The sequence below is a fragment of the Tateyamaria pelophila genome (assembly GCF_019966495.1).
Classification (GTDB): domain Bacteria; phylum Pseudomonadota; class Alphaproteobacteria; order Rhodobacterales; family Rhodobacteraceae; genus Tateyamaria; species Tateyamaria pelophila.
This window is the reverse complement of record NZ_JAIMIA010000021.1, coordinates 1-17159: the sequence shown is the minus strand read 5'-3', so window position 1 is coordinate 17159 and position 17159 is coordinate 1. Positions and strand designations below refer to the sequence as shown.

Annotated in this window: 17 protein-coding genes; 5 read left to right on the top strand and 12 right to left on the bottom strand. The window is 59.3% G+C overall.

Annotated elements, in window-relative coordinates; all coding sequences use genetic code 11:
• The first annotated feature begins 115 nt into the window (after positions 1-115).
• Positions 116-1444, top strand: coding sequence for an MATE family efflux transporter (locus LC354_RS09010; RefSeq protein WP_223423085.1), 1329 nt, complete (start codon positions 116-118; stop codon positions 1442-1444).
• Positions 1445-1483: 39 nt separating this feature from the next.
• On the opposite strand, the gene LC354_RS09005 is transcribed toward LC354_RS09010, so the two are convergent.
• The 5 genes from LC354_RS09005 to LC354_RS08985 all read right to left on the bottom strand — a co-directional run bounded on the left by LC354_RS09005 (position 1484) and on the right by LC354_RS08985 (position 6568).
• On the bottom strand, positions 1484-2173 hold the full coding sequence (locus LC354_RS09005) for a gamma-glutamyl-gamma-aminobutyrate hydrolase family protein (protein WP_223423083.1): 690 nt from the start codon (positions 2171-2173) through the stop codon (positions 1484-1486).
• The gene (locus LC354_RS09000) at positions 2170-3132 is read right to left on the bottom strand and encodes an amidoligase family protein (protein WP_223423081.1); all 963 of its coding nucleotides are present in this window, start codon (positions 3130-3132) and stop codon (positions 2170-2172) included. Before LC354_RS09000 ends, LC354_RS09005 begins: the two co-directional genes overlap by 4 nt.
• Positions 3133-3240: 108 nt before the next feature.
• A complete protein-coding gene (locus LC354_RS08995; RefSeq protein WP_223423079.1) occupies positions 3241-4824 on the bottom strand; it encodes an alpha-amylase family glycosyl hydrolase in 1584 nt (527 codons plus the stop codon).
• Positions 4814-5668, bottom strand: coding sequence for an SDR family oxidoreductase (locus tag LC354_RS08990; RefSeq protein WP_223423077.1), 855 nt, complete (start codon positions 5666-5668; stop codon positions 4814-4816). The genes LC354_RS08995 and LC354_RS08990 overlap by 11 nt, the downstream gene beginning before the upstream one ends.
• A 27-nt stretch (positions 5669-5695) precedes the next feature.
• Positions 5696-6568: a formate/nitrite transporter family protein gene (locus tag LC354_RS08985; protein ID WP_223423075.1), complete on the bottom strand. Its 873-nt coding sequence runs from the start codon at positions 6566-6568 to the stop codon at positions 5696-5698.
• A 109-nt stretch (positions 6569-6677) separates the two neighbouring features.
• On the opposite strand from LC354_RS08985, the gene LC354_RS08980 reads away from it, so the two are divergent.
• Both LC354_RS08980 and LC354_RS08975 read left to right on the top strand, forming a co-directional pair.
• Positions 6678-8150 carry a TrkH family potassium uptake protein gene (locus LC354_RS08980; protein ID WP_223423073.1) on the top strand — a complete coding sequence of 491 codons (1473 nt, stop codon included), beginning with the start codon at positions 6678-6680 and terminating at the stop codon, positions 8148-8150.
• A gap of 6 nt (positions 8151-8156) precedes the next feature.
• Entirely contained in the window at positions 8157-8807 is a 651-nt protein-coding gene (locus LC354_RS08975) for a potassium channel family protein (RefSeq protein ID WP_223423071.1), read from the top strand.
• Here the strand turns inward: LC354_RS08975 and LC354_RS08970 are convergent.
• The 5 genes from LC354_RS08970 to LC354_RS08950 form a co-directional block, all read right to left on the bottom strand.
• Complete coding sequence (locus tag LC354_RS08970; protein ID WP_223423069.1) at positions 8804-9442, bottom strand: HdeD family acid-resistance protein; 639 nt, start codon at positions 9440-9442, stop codon at positions 8804-8806. The two genes, LC354_RS08975 and LC354_RS08970, sit on opposite strands and share 4 nt — an antisense overlap.
• Before the next feature lie 54 nt (positions 9443-9496).
• Entirely contained in the window at positions 9497-9649 is a 153-nt protein-coding gene (locus LC354_RS08965; RefSeq protein ID WP_223423067.1) for a hypothetical protein, read from the bottom strand.
• A 72-nt stretch (positions 9650-9721) separates the two neighbouring features.
• A complete protein-coding gene (locus LC354_RS08960) occupies positions 9722-11293 on the bottom strand; it encodes a phospholipase D family protein (RefSeq protein WP_223423065.1) in 1572 nt (523 codons plus the stop codon).
• A 61-nt stretch (positions 11294-11354) separates the two neighbouring features.
• Positions 11355-13061 (bottom strand): sensor histidine kinase, encoded by a 1707-nt coding sequence (locus LC354_RS27880; protein ID WP_223423064.1) that lies wholly within the window; start codon positions 13059-13061, stop codon positions 11355-11357.
• Positions 13062-13081: 20 nt separating this feature from the next.
• Complete coding sequence (locus LC354_RS08950; RefSeq protein WP_223423062.1) at positions 13082-13639, bottom strand: sigma-70 family RNA polymerase sigma factor; 558 nt, start codon at positions 13637-13639, stop codon at positions 13082-13084.
• 263 nt (positions 13640-13902) lie between these two features.
• On the opposite strand from LC354_RS08950, the gene LC354_RS08945 reads away from it, so the two are divergent.
• The gene (locus LC354_RS08945; RefSeq protein ID WP_223423060.1) at positions 13903-14484 is read left to right on the top strand and encodes a YqaA family protein; all 582 of its coding nucleotides are present in this window, start codon (positions 13903-13905) and stop codon (positions 14482-14484) included.
• 465 nt (positions 14485-14949) lie between these two features.
• On the top strand, positions 14950-15309 hold the full coding sequence (locus tag LC354_RS08940; protein ID WP_223423059.1) for a DUF3140 domain-containing protein: 360 nt from the start codon (positions 14950-14952) through the stop codon (positions 15307-15309).
• 7 nt (positions 15310-15316) lie between these two features.
• Here the strand turns inward: LC354_RS08940 and LC354_RS08935 are convergent, their stop codons facing one another.
• Both LC354_RS08935 and LC354_RS08930 read right to left on the bottom strand, forming a co-directional pair.
• The gene (locus LC354_RS08935) at positions 15317-15976 is read right to left on the bottom strand and encodes a PRC-barrel domain-containing protein (RefSeq protein ID WP_223423057.1); all 660 of its coding nucleotides are present in this window, start codon (positions 15974-15976) and stop codon (positions 15317-15319) included.
• A gap of 328 nt (positions 15977-16304) precedes the next feature.
• Positions 16305-16502 (bottom strand): NepR family anti-sigma factor, encoded by a 198-nt coding sequence (locus tag LC354_RS08930; protein WP_223423055.1) that lies wholly within the window; start codon positions 16500-16502, stop codon positions 16305-16307.
• Between the last annotated feature and the right edge of the window lie 657 nt (positions 16503-17159).

Sequence of the window (17159 nt, the reverse complement as noted above, 5' to 3'; positions counted from 1 at the left end):
GGGCGCACGGGATAATGCGGGGTTCGTGGAACGTGTGGCGACGTCCACGCGTTTACCGGCTACGGCCGTCAGGTCGTATCCGTCGCTGACATTCAGGAACAGGGGTAACGTCGATTTGGCCCAGAGAAATTTGACCAAAGGGCCCGTGTGGCGCGCCCTTGCGCGCGTTTCGGCACCTATGTCGTTCGGCATATTGGCCGTCCTGAGCGTAGGTTTGGCGGACGCCTTTTTCCTGGGTCAACTGGGTCAGGCACCGCTGGCCGCGATCGGGTTCATCTACCCCGTGACAACTGCATTGACGTCCCTGTCGATCGGGCTCTCCGCAGGGGCCAATGCCGCCATCAGTCAGACTGTTGGCAAAGGAGAGGACGACGCGGCGGCGGCGCGTCTTGCGATCCATGCGCTGGGTCTGGGCCTTGCGCTTGCCTTGATTACGGCGCTCGGGTTCTGGTGGCTGTCCGGGTCGATTTTCACCCTGATGGGGGCAAGTGATGCTGCTTTGACCGAGGCGCGGGCCTATGCCCCGTTTTGGGCTGTTTCGTTTCCGTTCCTTGTGGTGATGATGATCGCGAACGCCGCATTCCGGGCACATGGGGACGGCGCGACATCTGCTGTGATCATGGTGCTCGCGGCGCTCATCAATATTGCGCTCACTCCGCTTTTCATCTTTACCTTCGATCTGGGAACGCAAGGGGCCGCCATGGCGACCGCCATCGGGCGCGCATTCGGGGCCGTGATCGCGGTAGTCTATGCCTATCATGTCGGCGTCTTGTCGCGGTGTCCGGACATACTCACAGGCGTGCTTGGCTCTTTGAAACAGGTGTTGGCGGTGGGTGTCCCGGCGGCGTTTTCCAATGCGATCAACCCGGCGGGCCTGTCGCTCGTGACGGCCGCTGCCGCCACCTTGGGCGATGCGGCCGTCGCCGGGTTCGGGGCTGCGACGCGGGTGCAGTCGGTGGCCTTGGTGCCGCTTCTCGCTTTGTCGGCGGGCATCGGCCCGGTCGTGGGTCAGAATTGGGGGGCACAGAAACAGGATCGCGCACGTCAGGGGATGCGAGACGCCTGGATTTTCTGCGGCGTTTACGGTGTGATCGTTGCCATCCTGCTGACCGTGTTCGCAGACCGGCTTGCCGGGCTTTTCATCGAAAGCGATGATGCGCGCAGCTATGCCGCACAATACCTGTCCATCGTCGGTTGGAGCTTGTTCGGCTACGGGATCCTCGTCACGGCAAACGCCGGGATGAACGCGCGGTCCAAGGCGGGATATTCGATGGGGCTCAGCCTCGCGCGCATCTTCGCAGTCTATATTCCGTTTGCATGGGTCGGCCTCCTGGCCTTCGGTTATCCCGGCATTCTCGGCGCGGCTGTACTGGCAAACGTCTTTGCCGTTGGCGGCGCGTTCTGGTGCACAAGACGTACGGGGCTTGACCCGATCCGCGCGTGATGGGTGACCACAGCCGCGGTTTGAATTTCGACTTGCCGTTCAGACTTGCTGTCGCTCCTGCGCATAGGCACGGGCTGCATCCACCAGGGCGCGAAAAATGGCGCGTTGGCGGTGCGCATAGATAAGGTATTCCGGATGCCACTGTACGCCGATGGCAAATGGATCACGGACGCGTTCCACCGCCTGGATCATGCCGTGCGTATCCCGTGCGGCCACACGTAGACCGTCCCCGAGGCGATCAATCGCCTGCGAGTGCAGGGCATTCACCTGCATCGGTGCGTCGCCACACAGCTGCTCAAGCCGCGTTTCGTTTTCCAGACATACTTCGCGACGGGGAAGAACAGTGGTGATCTTGCGCGCGGACGCAAATGTGCTCCACACATCCTGATCAAGGGAACCGCCCAACGCCACATTCAGCATCTGCGCGCCCCGACAGATGCCAAGAACGGGAATGTTCTCGCTCAAGGCTCGTTTTGCAAGATCCAGTTCAAGGCGATCCCGCGCCGGATCGAGCCGCGCGGAGATGCCAATCTTGCCGCCGTAAAGCTCTGGTCCCACGTCATCGCCGCCGCCGATGATCACCCCGTCAACCGTATCAAGGTCAAGCGTACGCACGGAATCGGTGCGTACGGCGCGACCTCCCACGCAGCGCACATTCAAGGCCATGATTGGAAACACACGCCAGCCCGTGCGCCTGGACACGCTGACGCCGATCAAAGGAGCGGTCATGCGGCGGGTTCGAGATCATGCTTGTGAAGCACGGCCGCCGTTTCGTCGGCCCAGCTTTGTCTGTTCAGAAGGTCCGTTTGCCTGTCCCGCCACGCAGCACTCAAATCCGCCATCGCTTCGGGATGGGCGGCGACCGTTTCAACCAGAAGCCACAGTGCCCATGGTTGCATCAGGGTCCATTGCGGCTCGTCGATGCGGCAGTCCGGCAAACGGAAATGATAGGCGGGTCTGGCCTTGGTATTCATATCTGCAAAGCACTGTTCGAATACCTCCGGATGGGCAAATTTCAGAAGTGGAAGCAGGTCCAGCCCATGGTTGCGCGAGGTGATGTGGCGGGCGGTGACGGGAATGAGATCTTCAAGCGTCTCGACGCCCGGGTCCAGAATATCGCTTGTAAATGCGTCTGGCCATGGCGACACGAATGGCAACATCCGCCGCGTCAGATCGAGCTTTTCCAACTGGCGAAGATAGTCCTCCAGCAACCCGTAGGCGCGGATGGTATTCATCGTGTGCGCGTCTGTGGTTGAAACGACCTCGGGGTTGAGATGCACCCCGAACCCCAGCAAGGCACCGGACCGCGACCCTTCGGCACCTTCGCGCCGGAGCTTGGGCAGGAAGGCGTCGAAGGTGGCCAGTTCATCCAGGTCCAAGGGTTGCGTTATGATCTCAAGGGGGACGACGGCCGCAGCGACGTCCAACCCCTTGCGCACAAGCGTGTTGTCGCTTGCCTTCGTCGCCGGTGTGTCCAGCTCGACCGTGATATCGCCGATCGTGGTCCCCACGATGTCACGGCAAAACGGATCGTCGCCCTCGCGGGTACCACCAAGCGTGGTTTGAACGATCTTGCTCGTTTCGTCCGTATCCAATCCTGAAAATTCGACCTCGACACCCGTCTTGCGCGGCGCGCCTTCTGATGTGTTCGGATAGGGCAGCGGTGTGAAGCTGGTTCTGGCGGCCATGTTATCTCCTTCAAGCCGATCCGAGCGTCAACGCATCGGCACGATATCGGTTCCGCCGACATGCGGGCAATTCCACTTCGTCCCCCGAATGCGCGTACTCCAAGGCCGTTACGCATGATACCAGATGGCACTGCGCGGGGCGATCTGATCTGAGACGGGTTGCTCGGCGCTTTGCAATGCAGGGCGCAGCGTTCCTGCATAGGGTACATCCTGCGGGCCATCGGTCAAGTTTACCGCGAGGACCACTGTATCCGAGACACTGACAATCCTTGCGATGAACATCCGGTCCTCCGCCAGCAGTACCTCGATGCGCCCGTCGGCGAGGTTCAGATCGCCTCTCTTGCGCAGCGCCGTCCGATAGAACTGCAGGACGGAGCCCTCATTGCTCAGCTGACGGTCGGCGGGTCCGTCCGGCGGGCAGATCATCGGCAACCACGGCGCGGCGGACGTGAACCCGTAATTCGGCGCGTCGTCCTCCCACACCATCGGCGTGCGCGCGCCATCGCGTCCGGGTGGATCGGGCCAGTAGGTGCGGTCGAATGGATCATGCAGCGCTTCAAAGGGCAGATCCGATTGCGTCATGCCCAACTCTTCGCCCTGAAACAGCAAGACAGGTCCGGGCAACGCAAGCGTGAGGGCGGCGAACAGACGGGCATCGCGCGCACTGCCATCGCCGTCACGACTGACATGGCGCGCCTGATCGTGCGACGACAGCCACCATGCGAGTGGGCCCGGCGCGCCAAGACGAGCGATCATATCGGACAGAACTGTTCCAGACACGCCGCGTTCGGCCAGATCGACGACATAGCCCGCATCCAGCCTGTCCGGCCCGGTGAATTTGCGCAATACCTCGATCGACTTCGGTCCTTCGTTGATTTCGCCGATCAGGTACTGGTCCGGTCCCGCCCAGTCGCGGATATCGCGTGCAAAGGCCGCGCAGTCGTTGGGCAGCATGTCATTATCGTGCCGCTGCATGGTGAACGGATTGTTCGCCGGTCCGGGTATCCGCGCCTGCGTATCACCCGCGGGCGGATTGTCGCGAAACTCCGGGTCGTAGAAAAAACTGGTCACCGCGTCATAGCGAAAACCATCCACACCGCGTGCCAGCCAAAATTCGGTTATCTCGCGCAGCGCGTCATGCACTTTGGGATTGCGGTGGTTCAAGCTGGGCTGACACGGTAAAAACTGATGCAAACAATATTGCGCCCGTTGCGGATGCCATCGCCATGCGGCACCTCCGAAAAATGCGATCCAGTTGGATGGCGCACTGCCATCGGGGCGGGGATCTTGCCAGACATACATGTCTTCGAACCCCGGTTCCCGGCGCAGGGATTTCTGAAACCACGGGTGCTGATCTGACGTATGGTTGAACACCTGGTCGATCATCACCCGCAACCCCAGCGCGTGGGCGCGGGCAACCAGCGCATCGAAATCATCCAACGTGCCAAAGCGTGGATCCACGGCGGTCTGATCGGCCACGTCGTAGCCCCCGTCGCACATGGGCGAGGCGAAGAACGGCGACAACCAGACGCTATCGACGCCCAGAGACGCAACATGTTCCAGCCGGGTCGTGATGCCGCGCAAATCCCCCTCGCCCGTTTCGGATGTGTCCTGAAACGAGCGGGGGTAGATTTGATAGATGACGGGGTTTTTCGGCCACAGGCCGCGCGTGGGCCGCGGATCAGCTTCCAACGATCATGCCGCCGTTCGGATGCAAGGTTTGGCCGGTAAAGTAGTTGCCATCGTCACAGGCCAGAAACAGATAGGAAGTTGCGACTTCCCAAGGCTGCCCGGCGCGGCCCATCGGAACCTGGCTGCCGAAGTCCTCGACCATGTCCGCCGGGACGGTGCCCGGAATGAACGGTGTCCAGATCGGTCCGGGGGCCACGCAATTCACCCGGATGCCACTGTCTGCAAGCTGGCTCGCCACCGACCGCGAAAACGCCGTAATCGCCCCGCGCGTTGCCGAGTAATCTACCAGGGCTGCGTTGCCTTTGAAGGCGTTGACGCTTGCGGTGTTGATGATCGCGCCGCCCTCGGGAATGCGCCCCAGCGCCGCCTGGGTACAAAAGAAATAGCCCATGACGTTGCTGTCGAACGTACGGCGCAGATGTTCTTCGGTGATGTCGCGCAGATCGGTTTCCATATATTGCTGGGCTGCGTTGTTGACCAGAATGTCCAGACCACCCATTTTGTTGCAAAGCGCCTCGACGGCGGCAAACGCGTCTGCGCGCACACCGATGTCGGCCTTTTCGGCGAAGGCTGTGCCGCCCTCTTCTTCGATTGCTGCGCAGGTGTCTTGCGCGTCGCGGTCTTCGTCCAGATAGATGATGCCGACCTTGGCCCCTTCGCGGGCGAAGAGCACGGCCACGGCGCGGCCGATGCCGCTGTCGCCGCCGGTGATGATGGCGCATTTATCCTTGAGCTTGCCGACGCCCGGATGGCGCGGCTTCCAGTCCGGGGCCGGGTCCATCTTGTGTTCGTGGGCGGGCATGCTGTCTTGTTCCTGCGGCGGTATCTTCAAATGTTCGGTCATTTCGAGCTCCTTAATAGGGTTCCCTTCTCAACCGTCCTCACCCGCCTCGGTTCCATGATCGACTTCGTTTTTCACCTGCCCCCAGGCCAGCACGGTAAATATAGCCGTCCCGCCGACAATGTTCCCTGCAAGGACCGGCAGGAAAAAGTTGAAGATCGCCGGTTGTGCAGCCAACTCATTCATCCAGATCAAATAGGCCATTTCGACGGAGCCTGCGATGATGTGCGTGAAATCCCCCGCCGCAATCGCCCAGGTAAACGCAAGAATGATAAAGAACCCACCACTTTGCGAAGACGGCATCATCCACACGATTGACGCGACCAGGACACCTGCGGGAATGGCCCGCACGAAGCCCTGATAGGCCCCCATGCCCACAGCGTGCTGTGACAATTCGGTCAGCGATACGCGCATCTCGGGGGAGAAAGCTTCGGGCAGCGTCATGAAGTATCCTGCGATGAACGCCCCGACAATATTTGCGGTCAGTACAATCGCCCAAAGCCGGAGCATTGAGGCAAGACACGCAAGCGATTTGCGTTTCATCACCGGCAAAACGGTTGTGATCGTGTTTTCGGTAAACAGCTGCATCCGCCCCAAGATCACGACAAGAAAGCCACGCGAATATCCGATATTTTCGATCAGGAAAGAACCGCGTGTCGGCGGCAGATACGTACGCAGGATTGCTTCTCCGAGCACCGAAAAGCTGATCAGGATACCTGCGGCGATACCGGACCACACGAGGGATGCGGCCGGGCGCGTCAGTTCCTCTTCGCCGTCACGGCGTATCACCTCATAGATCAGCCTGGCCGACAAGCGCGTCGCACTCTTGACCGATGCCTCTTCATGTTCGTGGTGTGCCGCTCCGGAAGTGGCTTTCGGGTTGTGGATGTTTTGTTCGGACATATCACGCAACGCGCGGTGTTGTGTTTGGTTCCGAAAATCTGCGGAACCACTGCGGGCGTCAGGCGTTGTCAGACATGCGTTGTCATGCTCCCGCCCTTGTCCCGTTCCGATGAGCCGTAGCGCCACGTCAAGCCTGCTGCGCCGCGGTCAGGCTGCTGTCGCCGTCCGCGCCCGGGTGGCGGTCGTCGGTGAGGTGTTGCTGAAACAGACGCCTGTTCTGGCCATTCTCGTCGGGGCGCCGGGGGTGGCGGCCTTGCTTGATGGACAACGTGATCTGTCCGCCGCGCTTTTGCTTCCGACGGTTGTTCTTTGTGGTCTGGGTGCTTGGTCGCGACGGTTCGAGACCCGCAAAGACCTGCGGCGGATCGAGGCTGTCGTCACCCTCGCCCTGATCTTTGTGTTTTCGACCCTACTTGCCGTTCCCGCCTTCATGACCCTTGGCATGCCCGTCTGGGACGCGGCATTCGAGGCCGCGTCGGGCATCACGACCACGGGTCTTTCCGTGGCGACAGACGCAGAAAGCTGGCCCATATCGGCGCATTTCCTGCGCGCATGGATGCAATGGTGCGGGGGCGTCGTGATCGCGATTGCCGGGGTTGCGCTGTTGATGGATTCGGGGCGGGCCACCAAGATTTTGGGCAGCCAATCGGTGGGCGGCACTGATTACTTTGCATCGACACGCGCCAAGGCACGGCTTGTCCTGACGGGTTATTCAATCATCACGGCACTGGGTGTGTTGATCGCGATCCCATTGTTTCCCGGTTGGTGGGAAGGTCCGATGATTGCCCTGGCCGCCGTGTCGACCGGAGGTTTTTCGCCGCGCGACAGCAGCCTTGCCGAGTATTCCGCTGCGGCTCAGGTGTTTACGATGATTTTGTGTATCGCCACCTCGGTGTCGCTGCTGTCTTACGCGGTTGCTGCCAAGCTTGGCCCGCGCTCCGCACTGTCGCGCGGCACTGCACCTGCAACACTGGGTATTATCCTGATCGGCAGCCTACTCTATGCAGTGGCGCATGTGGCGCTCCGGGGATGGGACAGCAATGCCGTGTTTCTAGGCGTTCTGAACCACATCAGCGCGCAGACCACGGCCGGATTTGCCACGTCTCCGATCATGCCGCTGAGCCCGCTTGTCCTTATTTTGATCGTGGCGATGGTACTGGGCGGCGATGTCGGGTCAACTACGGGTGGGATAAAAACGGCTCGCGTCACGATGCTGGCGCGTATGGTGGCGCTGGTATTCTTGCGGTTGCGCCTGCCGGCAAGCGCCGTGTCACATCTCAAGATCGGTAACAAGCGCGCGGATGCCGAAGCGATCCTGTTTTCCGCAGCGCTTCTGGTGGTCTACCTCCTGAGTGCGCTCATCTTTTGGAGCGCGTTGTACATCGCGGGCCATCCGGCCCTGCCTGCCTTGTTCGACGCTGTCTCGGCACTGTCCGGCGTAGGCCATTCAACGGGTGTCATCGGGCCTGACCTCAATGTGGGCCTCAAGATCATGACTGTTTTTGCGATGTTGCTCGGGCGGCTCGAATTCTTTGTGCTGATCGCTCTGTTTTTGCCCTCAACCTGGATCTCAAGGAGTTAGACATTCATGCATATTACCGTACTGGGAGCGTCTCGCTTCGGTGTTGCCACTGTGCGGCAACTGGTCGAAGACGGTCACGAGGTCGTGCTGATCGATATTGACGAAAGTCGGTTGGATGACCTGTCTGACGGTCTGGACTGCGCGATGATTTGTGGTGATGGAACGTTACCGTCGACCTTGCGCGATGCCTATGGCGACGGGTCCGATGCACTGGTTGCACTGACCAACGAAGATGATGTGAACATTCTGTCGACCGTGGTCGGGCGATCCATCGGTTTTGATCGGGTCATCCCGCAAATCGTGCGACCCGAACTGGTATCAGTTGCCGACGAGCTTGGGCTGGACGATGTGATAACACCGCATGAAAGCCTGGCGCGGTCTATCGTCAAGGGACTGACCCAACATAGCGAGATGGAAACCGACCTTGCCTTGCACCGGGAGTTGCGCATCACGAACCACACAGTCACCGAGGCGCTGGACGGGACACTCATCAAGGATCTTGATCTGCCGGATCAGGCCCGGCCGGTGGCCCATTCAGGATCGGACTGCGAAACGTTTGCCGATCCGGACGTGAAACTGGCAGAAGGAGATCGTGTGCTGTTCGTGGTCGCGGCGGATCAGACCAAAGCGCTGAACACCCTTTTCGAGGAAAGTTAGGCTTTGGCAGAGGTTTCTGGGCGCTGTTTGTTAGGGGGCACAGTTTTTCCCGCTCGGAACGCAAGAGCGATCTGCAAGGCGCCCCAGACCATAAGGTCAACACCCAGCATGATACCCGGTACCCATGCGGCACTCAACGGGAGGCCAAAGAACAGGAGGACCGCCAAAAGGAATGACAGCAGACCGATTGCCACCATCCACGCGCCGCCATTGCGCAATTCGCGCGCGCCGTAAAAAATGCGCACAATGCCGCTGGCGGCGAAATATGCGATCAGCACCGTGGTCAGTGCAAGTATGCCTGTGATGGGTTGTACGATCATCAACACACCCCCGACCAACGAGACAAGCGACAGTGCGAAGGCGGCGGCCAGCGGCCAGCCCGCCTTGCGGCGCAGAGCGGTGACAAGGCCCACCGCGCCGCTCGCGATCAGCACCCAACCCACGATCAAGGCTGCGGTGATGGATGCGAGAAACGGCATCATCAATGCGATGATGCCCGCCACAATGGTAACGCATCCGACCAACAGCAAAAGCCACCGATTTTCCGCCGCTACGCGTCCGGCGCGGAAGGCGTCGTCCGTCGGACTTATCCGATCCGCCGTGGGATCGGATGGTGAGTCTTTCGGGTCTGTCATGGTGCACCCTTTATTTTGTCAAAGGATCAGAAAGTTGCGAGGAGCCTTCGTTGCTCACTTGTTGGGAGCGTCTTTCGCCAAGCGCGACTTGGGTGCGTCATCATCCGCCATGCGCTTCTCTGTCCGCGACTTGCTGACAAGTGCGAAAATGATGACAGCTGCGATTGTTCCGAGGGCCAGAATGCCCAGAAGGTATCCGATATCCATTATATTCTCCGGTTTTTTCCAAGTTCACCACTCAACGCTGAATGCGGCAGAGGGTTCCCGATGGAAAAGCTTTTACACCAGCGCGTCGGGCACAAAGGGCAACCGTCGACCAAAGGCTTTGGCCGGTGCGGGATCATGCGGCAAGATGAACCCTTTGCGCTCCGACGGATCGCATTCCGCATTTGCAAGGGCGAGGTCGCGCCACAGCCCGACGGCCTGTTTTGGATCGTAGTAGTCCTTGCCCGCGTCAGGCCAAAGCCAGTGCCGGAACGTGCGCCTGCGCAGATCCACGACGTCCTGGGTACGCTCCAATGCGACACCCGCCTCTGTATCCCACGCAAAGCTGCGCGCATTGAGGTTCGCGGACGATACAATGGCATGCGCATCGTCAAAAATAGACACTTTGGCATGTACATAAATAATGGGAGAGCCACATAAAGTGTCGCGCCCACTCCCGCCGACGCGCACGGGCCGTGCCGGTGAAAACAGGCCCAGGCGTTCACCAAAGGCCTCCTGCACGCGCGCGACACAGCGCGCTTGCTGATATTCGCCAAACCGGGCGTCCGATCCCGTGTTGCCCTCGAACGCGACGTCATCAGGCGCGGCCGGCAGCACCATGACCAAGCCAAGGTCGGGATGGTTCTGAGCGGCCTTTGCCAAGGTATCCGCTATCTTCCGGTCCCGGAAAAACTGCGTCTCCATATAGATCAGGTTGCGCGCCTGTCCGATCATACGGTGATGAGCCTCCGCCAGTTCGCTGACAATCGGACGGGGACCCAAGAAGGGCGCTTCGATGCGTCGGCGTTTGGACATGGTGCGCAGCAGGTGCCGCATCTGAGGGGCCGGTTCCCGATCCGCAACGGAGCGCAGGAAACTCTCCAGATGCTGCTGTGCCTCGCGGACAACCGCACCACGACACATCAACTGAACATCGTGCCAGGTTTCATCGCGCCGCCGGTTGTGGTCCTTGTCATCATAGCGGCGTTCATCCAGATCCAGCCCGCCAATACACAGCCGGGTTCGGTCGAACACGGCGAGCTTTTGGTGATGAGTGCCCGGCACCAAGGGGGGCGGCCGAAATTTCCGCGCGCTGAGTGTGCCGCCGACGCCTACTTTGAGCCACGGCCGTATCCCCGGACTGCATTCGAGTCGTTTTTCCCGATCTGCGGACGGCAGTGCATTCAGTTTTCGAGCTATGCGCGCCACTTCGCGCACGGTGCGCGGCCACAGCAGCAGGCGTGGCAGCAAGCCAACACGGGCCGAATGGGTCGCGTTGATCACATCCAGTTTGGCATCCGGCCCTGCCGCTTCCTTTGCGGCGATAAAGGCCCGGCGTGCCCTCCAAGACGCGCAGTGGAGGGTTGGGCCGATAATCGGGTCGAAATCGGACAGCACCATGTGCAGTGATACGCCGCGTTCCAGAATATGCACAATAAGGTCAAACCATGTGGTCCCGATCGCGCGGCCTTCGTCGCTGCGCAACTTGGTTGACAGGTCAAACACGCGGTAGCTGGCCCAGATTTCCGTCTCCGCCGCCAGAAAGGCGCGCTCCATGGCGGGATAGACCTCTTCCGCAGTGATCAGCAGTTCGACATCTGTCAAGCCTTGCGCGTCGCTGACAGTTGAGTCGTTTGCTTTTAACATTCTGCTTGCCGCCTTTCCGTGTGATCAAAGAACGTGGTCCACCGTGATTGGTTCCGAACTCTCACACAGATCGCGCGAACACGACTTTCACGATATAGCGATTATCCTTGGGCCCTTGCTCGACCTGCCCCTCCAACTGGGAGGCGAACGCGGCGATCAATCGCTTTCCGAGGCCGCTGCCGGCGGGTGCGTTGTTTTCGTCTACACCGGTCAATGGGTTCTCTATGAGTAGAGTGATAATGCCCTTGTCGTCCTGTTCGACACATTTCATCGACACAGCGACGTACATGGTACGATCCGACTCCATGGTTGCATGTTTGATCGCATTGGTCAGGGCCTCGGTCAAAAGCATCGCCAGCGGTCCGGCCTGATCGGGTTCAAGTTTGATTTGATCCAGATCGAGACGTAGATCGACCTTTTTATGGGGGTCCGCATTCAGGCTGATGGTCTGGCGTGCCAGATCTTCGAAAAGCTCATCCGCGCGCAATTGGGACAGCGACGAGCTTTCATACAAGTCCTGATGGAACTTGGCGAGGCTTGCAAGGCGATCCTGCACGCGGCGCAGCGCGTCTTCGGCTTCTGGCCCCATGCGTTGGCGGATTTGCATGTTGATGATCGAAGACATCAGTTGAAGATTGTTCTTCACGCGGTGGTGCACTTCGCGCAGCAGAATTTCACGTTCATATACCTTGTTTTCAAGGTCGGCCTCATCGCGCATGACCTTGTCTGCCATACGTTCGAAAGTGTCGCCAATGTCTTGCAATTCGCGCGGCGCGTTTTTGATTGCACTGGCGCGAAACACCGCACGGCCATCAGCAAAGCTCCGCATCTGCATCCGAAGCGTATGAATCGGTTTGATGACCTGGTGGCGCAACGCGACAATTGCGACAATCAGGCTCGCCAACCACATCAGAAGCGGGAAAGCGGCCGCGCGGAGGACCGCCGGAATGTCGGACCCTCTCAGGCGTGGTTCGTCCCATATCCCCAGCGCATAAGCGCTGCCTGCGACGATGGGGGCCAGCGCGTAATCGCGTCGCTTGCCATCCGTGGCAACCGCGGAAAACACGCGTTGCCCGGTGCCGACAAGCGTGCTCAGGTCCCCGTCCGCAGGCAACATCGGCGCAATCGCGTCCCTGTCGCGACCGGATGTCAGGATGCGCCCGTCACCGCTGAAGGTGATGAGTGTCAGTTCCGAATTGGCTTCGGCACGCGCCCGCGTTTCTGCAAGAGGTATCGTGGGGAACGACAGGGAGACAAAACCGTTCAAAGCGCCGTCTTCGCCCCGGACAGGCTGGCTGACGATGACGACCGCCTGCCCCGACGCGTTGCCCTCAGGATTGAACGTGATATCGGGAAGCCCTGCGGCAAAAACGCGATCGCTGTCAGGATTGTCAGAGAAATCAAAAAGACGATTCAGGCTATTGCACGTTGTCTTTTGTTCAAGGTCGATAAACCCTGCGAAGGTCATACTCGGCCTCTCGTCCACCGCGCGCTGCATCGTACTGACGCACAGATCCGGAACGGCCAGCAATGCGGGAACTGCATCCGCCAGGCCCCGTGCGACGCCGAAGGCGCGCATGATCGAGGCCGCTTCGGGTCGTGCGGCGCGCGTGGTTTGCGCGGTCAGGCTTTGACGGTACGTATTATGCGCGTTCTCGATCGCGGCAAACGTCTGCAAGACGGCAATCAATCCCAAGGGCAAAAGCGCCAATGTCAGAAGAATTCCGACCCGGCCCGACAAGGATGTACCGGTCGCAGTCGGTCGCACGGGGGCGTCGCCTGTTTCGGTCACCATACGGCGTTTCGCCCGCTCAGCACCGCAGTCATCATCTTGTCTCTTGTCAAAACGCTTCCGCCAATTTCAAAATCCAACAATTCCGCCAGTCTGCGCCGGGCCCGATTTGTCCGGCTTTTAACGGTTCCGACCGCCACATTACAGATTTCCGCCGCCTCTTCATAGCTGAACCCGTGCGCGCCGACCAACAAGATGACTTCCCGTTGTTCGGCTGGCAAGGTCACAAACGCTGCCCGAAAGTCGGCAAGGGCAAGACGCCCGTCATGGGCGGGATGTTCAGCCAGACTTGCCGCCGCGCGGCCACCGGTATCGCACACCTCGCGATCTGACGTGCGCAAGGCAGAGTAGTAAGTATTGCGCAGGATCGTGAAAAGCCAGGCGCGCATGTTCGTGCCAGGTTCGAACTGGTGGATATTGTGCCAGCCTTTTTCGACGGTGGTCTGTACCAGGTCGTCCGCTTTTGAAACATCATCCACCATGGAAAGCGCAGACGCCCGGAGAAAAGCAAGATGGGTCACCAACTCCTTCTTGGGATCCAGCACCGACCGCATGTCATGCAGCCTTGGACCGCGCACGCAAGGCCGCAAGGCGCTTTGCCAGACACTTCGGAACAGGCGCATCCTTGCACAACGCAAAATATGCCGACTTCAGCGGCGCGCTGATTGCCGCCGAACGACCGAGTACCGTATTTGACGTGCGCGCCTGTTCCATCTTTCCCATCATGTTTAATCTGATTGTGGTGAACCTAACGCGATGTTTCGGCGTTTGGTTCCTGTGAAGACGACCCGAAATGTACATCCGACGGAGCCATATCGTGACAGATAGTACCGCAGAGAGTGACCACGGATTTCTTGACCGCCTGGCAAGGCATCGCACTGGATTGGCCGCGATGTCATTTGCCGAAAGTACGGTTGTTCCGATTCCTCTGGAAACCGTCGTTGCCCCTTTGATGGTTGGCCATCCCAGGCAGGCGTTGACGATAGCGACCGCGATCTGGATTGGATGTCTTGGAGGGGCGCTGCTGTTCTATGCGGCCGGGGCGTGGTTGGCGGAGCCGGTTGTCCGCCCGGCACTGGCCATGCTTGGTCTGGAAGAAGACTTCGTGAACATGAGTGACAAACTCGGATCGGAGGGTTTGTTCTGGACTGTATTTCTCGTGTCTTTCTCTCCTGCACCGATGCAACTGGCAACACTGGGAGCAGGTGCTGCGCATGGGAACGTGATCACTTTTATCTCTGCCATCGCGCTGTCACGCGGTCTGCGTTATTTCGGGTTGGCGATTTTGGCCCAGATCGTCGGGCCCCGGATCGCGGAATTCGGAATTCCGAAACGATACCTGATACCTTGGCTTGTGGTGGTGGCCGCAGTAGTCTGGGGCATCATGCAGTTGGTGTAGACACCGTGGCATCAAGCCACGCCTCTTGTTGCGCAGTCGCAGCTAGGATGCTCTGCACCTCAGGCGTGTTGCTTAACAGATGCATCCCTGTGCCGTCAGGTATCCGACGCTCGCCCCCAATGGCATCCTGCGATCCAGTGTGCTGTGTCCGGCAGGTCGGACGTGAGGTCAGCGATGCTGCATCGCGCCGCCCGTCGCCGCGTTCAGACCGTGCAGAAGGTCTGTTAGACCGCTAGGCACCATGATCGCCCGGCGCCACCACAGTGTCGATCAGTGTGCCGTCGAAATCAAAAAATCATAGCAGTGTCTTGCAAGGGCTTTTTCAGCAAGGTTTGGAAACCATGTACCCATGGACCGCAAACCATCCTACCGGCGCTACGGTTCTGAACGGGTCGGGATTGTTTGTTGAACCTTCCGGGGCGCGGGCGCGTTGGTTTCTCGACGATCAACTCAGGAAAAATCACCATGTCCTCATCAAAATCGAACCTGGAAATCTGGAATGAGTTCCAGGAGCTTGTGAACATGAGTCCGTCGCAGATCGAGGATTGGCTGGAGACAAAGGAAAGCAAGTCCGTGGGCGACACCGGTGATGCCTCCTCGACTGGGCGCGCATCGGGCAAGCGCATAATCACAATCAAGCGCACCAATAAGGATGATTTATCAGAGGATCAGTGGTCTCACATGGCCAAGGTTGTAGGGTATATCAAACGTCATTGCACCCAAGGCGGCCCCGACGACCACGCAGAGAGTAGCAATTGGCGCTACTCGCTGATGAACTGGGGGCACGATCCGCTCAAGTCGGATGGCTGCCGCGAAAGCGCCTGAGGCAGGGTCAGCTTGGGCCGGACATCATCGCGCGCGCTGAGTACGGCGGAGGATCGGACAGTTCGAGAATGATACTGTTTTCGTCACGGGTAACATGGCGCAACGTGCCCATGTCATGCGTGGTCAAGGTTCGATCCTCACCTTGTGCGACAAGGCTCAGACAGGCGAGCTGTACAGGATCCACCATGACATCCGCCAGATTCCCCAGTGATCCGGAGCTATCAAAAAGCGGTAGACCATGCAGCGTGTCGAACCAGAACCAATCCGAATGAGATTGATCAATGGCAGGGCGTTCTTTTCGGCTCTTGCCGGTCAGAGTGTTGATAAGGGCGCTCGCCATGACGGGCGAGACGGTATAACCGAATGGGCCAACCAGCGCGGGCGGCATCATACTGAGATCCAGTGGCGTTGTACTCTGCTCATCAGCCTCAGCTTTGCTTCTCAGGCTCTCTTCCTCCGATATATGAACTTTCCAGCGTCCGTCGCGCTGTGTGAACCGGTCGCGCGAAACGAGAACGGGAGCATGCCCCAGTCCCATGGAGGTGTCTATCAAGACATAAGGAATGTCGCCGGTAAGCGTGTCGATCAGGGCATCAGTGACGGAACCCATCTCTCTGTCGCTGTCGCGGTCAAAAACCGGGGCGTCAATCATTTCGGATATCTTCATCGCATCACCTTTCTCCAGTCCCAAGGTCACATGGTCTCGGGCAGTTTGCCGCCCCTCACGATGCAACTCTGTGCGATCTCGGCAGCGTAGCAACAGGATTTGCGTCCCTCGACTGCGACGTCCCCGGATGATCGTTGGGCGCTTGTCACGCTATGTCCACATCCAGATCAGAGTGTTCCACGCGAACGGGTCGCTTTGAATTCTGGCCCGGTGCTCGGCGTTGATCGCACCTCGCACGTGGCGCATGTGGCCGAAGCAGTTTGTATTTAACGCAAAATAGAAGCGTTGGTTCCCACAAAAATGATCGCGCCAGGATACCTGGGCGTCATCAGGTATCTGTCGATGAATTTCCTGTGTCGGATATGTCTTCGGCTCCGCTACCGGGCGGTGTGGTCTCTTCCTGGCGCAAACGCTCGATCAGGTCTGCAAACCGGTCGGGAACCGGCTCTTGCAGAAGTTCCTCGAAAGCCCGCTTCATGTTGCGATCGATTTCCTGATTGATTGCCTTCTTGCGTTGCCGCGTCATTGTTTGCCCTATGTGTTCCGAACGAAACTTTGGAGCTCATCATCCTTGCAATGCCCATGTCCCGTCAAGGGTGCCGGTGAGAAAGGCAAACACGTGGTCATGGCAAGCCTATCGCTTCTGCGGTGCAGGCGTGCTGTGCGTCAGGGCGCGGTAAGTCTGCAAATTTTCCAGATCCGGTGACAATTGCAGATGTTGAATGTGGCTGCCGGGCGGTTGCACGCCGGTCGCTGTGATCGCCATCAGTCATGGCCGCATTGCCTGTATCGTGGCCAGAAGACCCCTTGGCGGCGGAAAGATTTTGGTCTGCGTCCTGCCCCGGAAAGCCCAATTTGACCCTACGGTTATCGGGATTGCGGTTGCGGCTTTGCCGGACACAAGCGTGACAAGACCACTTTGACAAAGCGTCAGCGGAACTCCGGACCGCGCGGCGACGTTCCTCTGAGGAACTGGAAACAACCCAAGGAGAGAAAAGATGTTTGAGATTTATGGAATTGGGGGCCTGATCCTGTTGGTTCTGAACATCTGGGCCATCATCAGCATCGTCGGCGCCTCTGCCTCCACCGGCAAGAAGGTGCTCTGGTGTTGATTTTCGCTGAGAAGTGACCCGGTATTTTCACCGAGATTTGACCCACCCTTGATTATGTCTCAGCGGTCATG